We start from the raw sequence: 6,116 nt of genomic DNA, 5'->3' as shown, positions 1-6,116 counted from the left end.
TGGGGGGCGCGCCGCCGCAGGGCGGCGACGGCCGGGGCGACGACCTCGGTGATGGAGGTCGCGAAGGCGGCCACGGCCACCTCGCCGACCAGGCCGGTCGAGCAGGCGGCCAGATCCGCCTCGGCCCGCTCCAGCTGGGCGGAGATCTCGGTGGCGTGGCGGGCCAGGACGGTGCCGGCGGCGGTGAGCCGGACGGTGCGGCCGCGGCGTTCGAGCAGGGCGTGGCCGGTCTCGGCCTCCAGGGCGGCCAGCTGCTGGGAGGCGGCCGACGGCGACAGGTAGAGGGCGTGGGCGGCTGCCGTGACTGTGCCGTGGTCGGCGAGGGCGCGCAGCACCCGGAGGCGGCGGGGGTCGATCACCGCTCCAGTGTCCCAGATCGTTAAGCGGAGCTTCACAGGTCATCGCGAGAAATGTCGATGGACTTCACAGCTCCGGAAGCCGCACAGTGATCCCTCATGAGGGCATTGGTAAAGACCGCCGCCGGACCCGGTCTCGAACTGACCGAGGTACCGACCCCCGAGGCCGGCGCGGGGCAGGTTCTGATCAAGGTGCTGCGCACCGGCATCTGCGGGACCGATCTGCACATCGACAGCTGGGACGACTGGGCGGCCAGGGTGGTCCGCGCCCCCCTCGTACTGGGCCACGAGTTCGCGGGCGAGGTCGTGGAGACCGGTCCCGGCGTCACCAAGGTCCAGGTCGGCGACGTCGTCAGCGGCGAGGGCCACCTCGTCTGCGGCACCTGCCGCAACTGCATGGCCGGCCGCCGCCACCTGTGCATCCGCACGATCGGCCTCGGCGTCCACACCGACGGCGCCTTCGCCGAGTACGTGGTCCTGCCCGAGTCGAACGTCTGGGTGCACCGCCACGAGATCGACATCGACGTGGCCGCCATATTCGATCCGTTCGGCAACGCGGTGCACACGGCCCTGTCCTTCCCCGTCCTCAACGAGGACGTGCTGATCACCGGCGCCGGCCCCATCGGCATGATGGCCGCGGCCGTCGCCGGGCACGCCGGTGCCCGCTCCACCGTCATCACGGACGTCAGCCCCTACCGGCTCGCGCTGGCGCAGAAGATGGGCGCCACCGTCGCCCTCGACGTCAGCAGCCGTCGCATCGCCGACGTCATGCCGGAGCTGGGCATGACCGAGGGGTTCGACGTGGGCATGGAGATGTCGGGCCGCGCCGACGCCCTCCAGGACATGATCGCCACCATGTCGCCCGGCGGCCGCATCGCCGCCCTCGGCCTGCCCACCGGTGACGTCGCCATCGACATGGCCACCGTCGTGACCCGGATGCTGACCCTGCGCGGGATCTACGGCCGCGAGATGTACGAGACCTGGTACGCGATGTCCGTCCTGCTGCGCAGCGGCCTCGACATCTCCCCGGTGATAACGCACCGCTTCGGGTTCGAACAGCACGCCGAGGCGTTCGCCACCGCCCGTTCCGGCCAGTGCGGGAAGGTCGTCATCGACTGGACCCGGCCCACCGCCCCCTGACGCAGACCCACACGACGAGGAGTCACCCGTGTTCGACGGCATGCGCGAGCACCTGCGCACCGAGCTGCAGGACATCCGCGACGCCGGGCTGTACAAGTCCGAGCGCGTGATCACCAGCCCCCAGTCCGCCACCATCTCGGTGGGCGACGACCGGTCCCTGAACTTCTGCGCCAACAACTACCTCGGCCTCGCCGACCACCCCGAGGTGATCGCGGCCGCCAAGCAGGCGCTGGACGAGTGGGGCTTCGGCATGGCCTCCGTCCGCTTCATCTGCGGCACCCAGGCGCCGCACAAGGAGCTGGAGCGCCGGATCTCGGAGTTCCTGGGCACCGAGGACACGATCCTCTACAGCTCCTGCTTCGACGCCAACGGCGGTGTCTTCGAGACGCTGCTCGGGGCCGAGGACGCGGTGATCTCCGACGAGCTCAACCACGCCAGCATCATCGACGGCATCCGCCTGTCGAAGGCGGCCCGCTTCCGCTACCGCAACCGCGACATGGCCGACCTGGAGCGCTGCCTGAAGGAGGCGGCGGGCGCACGCCACAAGCTGATCGTCACCGACGGCGTGTTCTCCATGGACGGCTACATCGCCCCGCTGGACGAGATCTGCGACCTCGCCGAGCGCTACGGCGCGCTGGTCATGGTCGACGACTCGCACGCCGTCGGTTTCGTCGGCGAGAACGGTGGCGGCACCCCCGAGCTGTTCGGCGTGACCGAGCGGGTCGACATCATCACCGGCACCCTCGGCAAGGCGCTCGGCGGCGCCAGCGGCGGCTACGTGGCCGCCCGCGCCGAGATCGTCGAGATCCTGCGGCAGCGCTCGCGCCCGTACCTGTTCTCCAACTCGCTGGCGCCCTCCATCGTCGGCGCGTCGCTGCAGATCCTCACGCTGCTGAGCGAGTCCGGTGACCGCCGGGCGCGACTGCGCGAGAACACCGCGCTCTTCCGCAAGGAGATGACCGCCGCGGGCTTCGACATCCTGCCCGGCGAGCACCCCATCGCACCCGTGATGGTCGGCGACGCCGCGCTGGCCGCCCGGATGGCCGAGGCGCTGCTGGAGAAGGGCATCTACGTGATCGCCTTCTCCTACCCCGTGGTGCCCAAGGGCAAGGCGCGCATCCGCGTGCAGCTGTCCGCCGCGCACTCCCGCGAGGACGTGCTGCGCACGGTCGCCGCGTTCCGCGACGTCCGCGACGCGATGGCGGGCTGAGCGGAAAGCCTTCCTGCGAGCAAGGCGGCCGGGGCCGCCGCGCACCGGCACCACCGGTGGCGCGGCGGCCCCGGCCGCGCGTGCGTCAGTGGCCGAGCGCGGCCACGCCCGCCTGGGCGTACTTCTCGTCGAGGTCGCCGCTCGGGGCGCCCGCCACGCCGATGGCGGCGACGGGGGCCTGTCCGGCCTTGACGGGGGCGCCGCCGGGGAGGAAGAGGGTGCCGGGGATGTCCTTGAGGTTGGGGGCCTGCTGCAGCCGCTTGACCAGCTCGGAGGTGGGGGCGTTCCAGGAGACCGCGGTGAACGCCTTGCGCTGGGCCGACTCGTAGGACTGGGGGCCGGCGCCGTCGCCGCGCAGCATCACCACGGTGTTGCCGTTGCGGTCGACGACGGAGACGGAGACCTTCTGGCCGTCCTTCTTCGCCGCGGCGAGCGCCGCCTGCGCGGCCTCGGTGGCCGACTCGACCGTCAGGTGGGTGGTCTCGGTGAAGCCCTTGGGGGCGGCGGACGCCGTCGCGGAGACGGCGCCGAAGGTCCCGGCGCCGACGACGGCCGCGGCGACGCAGGTCAGGACGCGGGCTCGGACGGAGAACTTCTGCAGGCTCTTCATGGGGACCTCTTCCTCGGCGGGTGGACTGCAGGCGGCGGCGGGCGGGGCGGCCGAGCGGCCCGGCCCCGTGCCGTGCACCCATCCTCGGAGCGGGGCGGCCCCGCGCGGGTCGTCGTTCCGGCTGCTCCCGCCGGGCGGTACGGCTGACGCCCGTGTCAACCGATCGGATGATGCGGAGGGGGCCGGGAGGGGTTAGGACGGGAGAGCAGCACCGTTCCGCTACCGGAAACGGCAAGGAAAGCAAGGAGAAGGCGCCCGTGCACACCCCCTCCGCCTCGCAGGACCGGGCCGGGGCCCGTTCCCGCGAGCACGCGAGCGACCCCGACGCGCGGTGGTTCGCCGCCGTCCGGCACGCTGCGTTCTTCCTCCTGCTCTGGGCCTCGCTCGTCCGCTTCCTGCTCCGCCATCCCGGGGAGCCCCGCATCCCGTGGGTCGTCGCCCTGAGCGTGGTGCTGGCCGTGCTGTACGTGCTCGGGCCGGGCCCGGGCGAGCCGGAGGCGTTCCGCGGGCGGCTGTGGCTCAGTGCGGTCGTCGCCGTGTGGGTCGTGCTGGTCGTGCTCGCGCCGAGCTTCGCCTGGTGCGCGATCCCCCTCGTGTACACGAGCCTGCACGCGCTGCCCGTGCGGGCGGCGCTCGTCCTGATCGGCGTGCTGACCGTGTTCGTGGTGGCGGCGCAGATCAGTCTCTTCGGCTTCGACCCGAACCTGGTCGTGGCCCCGCCCACGGTCGCCGCGATGGCGACGGCCGTCTTCGTGCACATGCAGCGGCAGGCGGCCCGGCAGCGGGCGCTGATCGACGATCTGCTGAGCACCCGCCGTGAGCTGGCCGCGACCGAGCGGCGCGAGGGGACGCTTGCCGAGCGGCAGCGGCTGGCGATGGAGATCCACGACACCATCGCCCAGGGGCTGTCCAGCCAGCGGATGCTGCTGCAGGCCGCGGACCGCGTCTGGGAGACCGACCCGGCCACGGCCCGCGCGCACGTCCGCAGCGCCGCGGACGTCGCGGCCCGCGACCTGGCCGAGGCCCGTCGCTTCGTCCACGACCTGGCGCCGCCGGACCTGGACCGGGGGGCGTCGCTGGCCGAGGCGCTGCGCGCCCTGGCCGAACGGGAGTCGGGCGCGGAGCTCACCGTGCGCTTCCACCACGAGGGCGGGCCGCTGCCGCTGCCGGGGCGGGTGGAGTCGGCGTTGCTGCGCATCGCCCAGGGAGCGCTCGCCAACGTGCGGGAGCACTCCGGTGCGGCCACCGCCGCCGTCACCCTCACCTGCCTCGGCGACCACGTCGTCCTCGACATCGCCGACGACGGGCAGGGCTTCGACCCCGCCGCGGGCCGGCCGGACACCGAGCGGGAGCGCGGGCACGGGCTGCCCGCCATGCGCGCCCGGGTCCTGGGCATCGGCGGCCGGCTGAGCGTGGAGTCCGCGCCCGGCGAAGGCACGGTCGTCTCCGCGTCCGTCCCCCTGCCCTCCACCCCCAGTCCTTCCCCTTCTTCGGAGCTCCGGTGACTGCCATGGCCCCCATCCGTCTGCTGCTGTGCGACGACCACGTCGTGGTGCGGGCCGGGCTGCGGGCCCTGCTCGCCAGCGAGCCCGGCATCGAGGTCGTCGGGGAGGCCGGGAGCGGCGAGGAGGCGGTCGCGCTGGCCGCCAAGCTCGCCCCGGACGTCGTCCTGATGGACCTCCAGCTCGGGCCGGGCATGGGTGGCGTGGAGGCCACGCGCCGGATCACCGCCGCGGCCGGAGGGTCCACGCACGTGCTGGTCCTCACCACCTATGACACGGACGCGGACGTGACCCGGGCCATCGAGGCGGGGGCGACCGGTTACCTGCTGAAGGCCGAGCGTCCCGAGGAGCTGTTCTCCGCGGTGCACGCCGCGGCCCAGGGACGTACGACCCTCTCCCCGCCGGTCGCCGGCCGGGTGATGGCCCGGATGCGCGGAGCCAGCCCGGCGACGGGCACGCTGACCGAGCGCGAGCGGGACATCCTGGGCCAGTTGGCGCGGGGCCTGGGCAACCGCGAGATCGCCCGGGCGCTGTTCATCAGCGAGGCCACGGTCAAGACGCACCTGGGCCGGATCTACGCCAAGCTCGGCGTGGACACCCGGGCCGGGGCGGTGGCGGTCGCCAAGGAGCAGCGCCTGCTGCCCTAGCGACAGGGTCACCCACCCCACGCCCGGCGGCCGCCCGCACCACGGCCGATCGCCGTCGCCGCCCGCGCCTGCCGGGCCGTCGCCCGGGCCGCGGATATGAACAGCAGCACCGCTCCCGCGGCCATGACGGCGTTCGCCACGTAGTCCGCCGTCTGCTTCGGCGCCGACTCGGGCACGGCGACGAAGCCGGTCCAGGCGTACGCCAGGAGCGCGCCGCCGGCGGCACCGAGGCGGTGGCGCGGTTCCCAGCCCGGCCGACGCGACCACCGCCGGCCCACCGTCACCGCGAGAGCGAGCAGTGCGGCCGCCGCCACGGCACTCCACCAGCCCGGCACGTGCTCGGTCCCCAGGAACAGGCTCCCCACCATCAGCGCCGCCAGCCCGACACCCCACGGCGGCGGCGCGGACACCGGGCCAACGGCCGCTGCCGCTGCGGGTTCCGGGGCCGACGGCCCCGCCCCCGGCCCCGGGCGCCGGCCTCGTAGCCGGGCCCCGGTCCGGCCCCGCGGCGTGCCGGACCCGGCCGGGGCCCAGCGGCCCCGACCGAGGGCGGCCACCACCAGCACCACCACCGCCACGGCCGTACCGGCCAGTTGCCCCGGGACGGCCATGAAGTGCTCCTCGACAGAGTGCCCGTAGGCCACCAGTGCC

At 73.9% G+C, this 6,116-nt stretch carries 6 protein-coding genes and 1 pseudogene; 4 read left to right on the top strand and 3 right to left on the bottom strand.

The annotated features are described in order from the left end of the window. Positions 1–359: LysR family transcriptional regulator (locus LE181_RS30540; RefSeq protein ID WP_225664753.1), on the bottom strand; the 359-nt coding region annotated here is incomplete at its 3' end. Between the two features lie 96 nt (positions 360–455). On the opposite strand from LE181_RS30540, the gene tdh reads away from it, so the two are divergent. Continuing rightward, positions 456–1,496 (top strand): L-threonine 3-dehydrogenase, encoded by a 1,041-nt coding sequence (gene tdh, locus LE181_RS30535; protein WP_225664752.1) that lies wholly within the window; start codon positions 456–458, stop codon positions 1,494–1,496. 28 nt (positions 1,497–1,524) lie between these two features. Beyond that, positions 1,525–2,706 (top strand): glycine C-acetyltransferase, encoded by a 1,182-nt coding sequence (locus tag LE181_RS30530; RefSeq protein WP_225664751.1) that lies wholly within the window; start codon positions 1,525–1,527, stop codon positions 2,704–2,706. A gap of 85 nt (positions 2,707–2,791) precedes the next feature. Here the strand turns inward: LE181_RS30530 and LE181_RS30525 are convergent, their stop codons facing one another. Then, positions 2,792–3,307 carry a GlcG/HbpS family heme-binding protein gene (locus LE181_RS30525; RefSeq protein ID WP_225664754.1) on the bottom strand — a complete coding sequence of 172 codons (516 nt, stop codon included), beginning with the start codon at positions 3,305–3,307 and terminating at the stop codon, positions 2,792–2,794. A 266-nt stretch (positions 3,308–3,573) separates the two neighbouring features. On the opposite strand from LE181_RS30525, the gene LE181_RS30520 reads away from it, so the two are divergent. Then, the gene (locus tag LE181_RS30520; protein WP_225664750.1) at positions 3,574–4,821 is read left to right on the top strand and encodes a sensor histidine kinase; all 1,248 of its coding nucleotides are present in this window, start codon (positions 3,574–3,576) and stop codon (positions 4,819–4,821) included. 5 nt (positions 4,822–4,826) lie between these two features. After that, complete coding sequence (locus LE181_RS30515) at positions 4,827–5,465, top strand: response regulator (RefSeq protein ID WP_225664749.1); 639 nt, start codon at positions 4,827–4,829, stop codon at positions 5,463–5,465. A gap of 8 nt (positions 5,466–5,473) precedes the next feature. On the opposite strand, the pseudogene LE181_RS30510 reads toward LE181_RS30515, so the two are convergent. Beyond that, positions 5,474–6,116, bottom strand: a pseudogene (locus LE181_RS30510) (hypothetical protein); the annotation flags it as partial.

The organism is Streptomyces sichuanensis, assembly GCF_020328095.1.
GTDB classification, from domain to species: domain Bacteria; phylum Actinomycetota; class Actinomycetes; order Streptomycetales; family Streptomycetaceae; genus Streptomyces; species Streptomyces cinnamoneus.
The sequence above is the reverse complement of the archived record's forward strand: the minus strand, read 5'-3'. Positions and strand labels throughout refer to the sequence as shown.

Excerpts from the sequence above, each read along its gene's own strand:
- LE181_RS30515 (WP_225664749.1), top strand. The coding sequence starts at position 4,827 with ATGGCCCCCATCCGTCTGCTGCTGTGCGACGACCACGTCGTGGTGCGG.
- tdh (WP_225664752.1), top strand. The coding sequence starts at position 456 with ATGAGGGCATTGGTAAAGACCGCCGCCGGACCCGGTCTCGAACTGACC.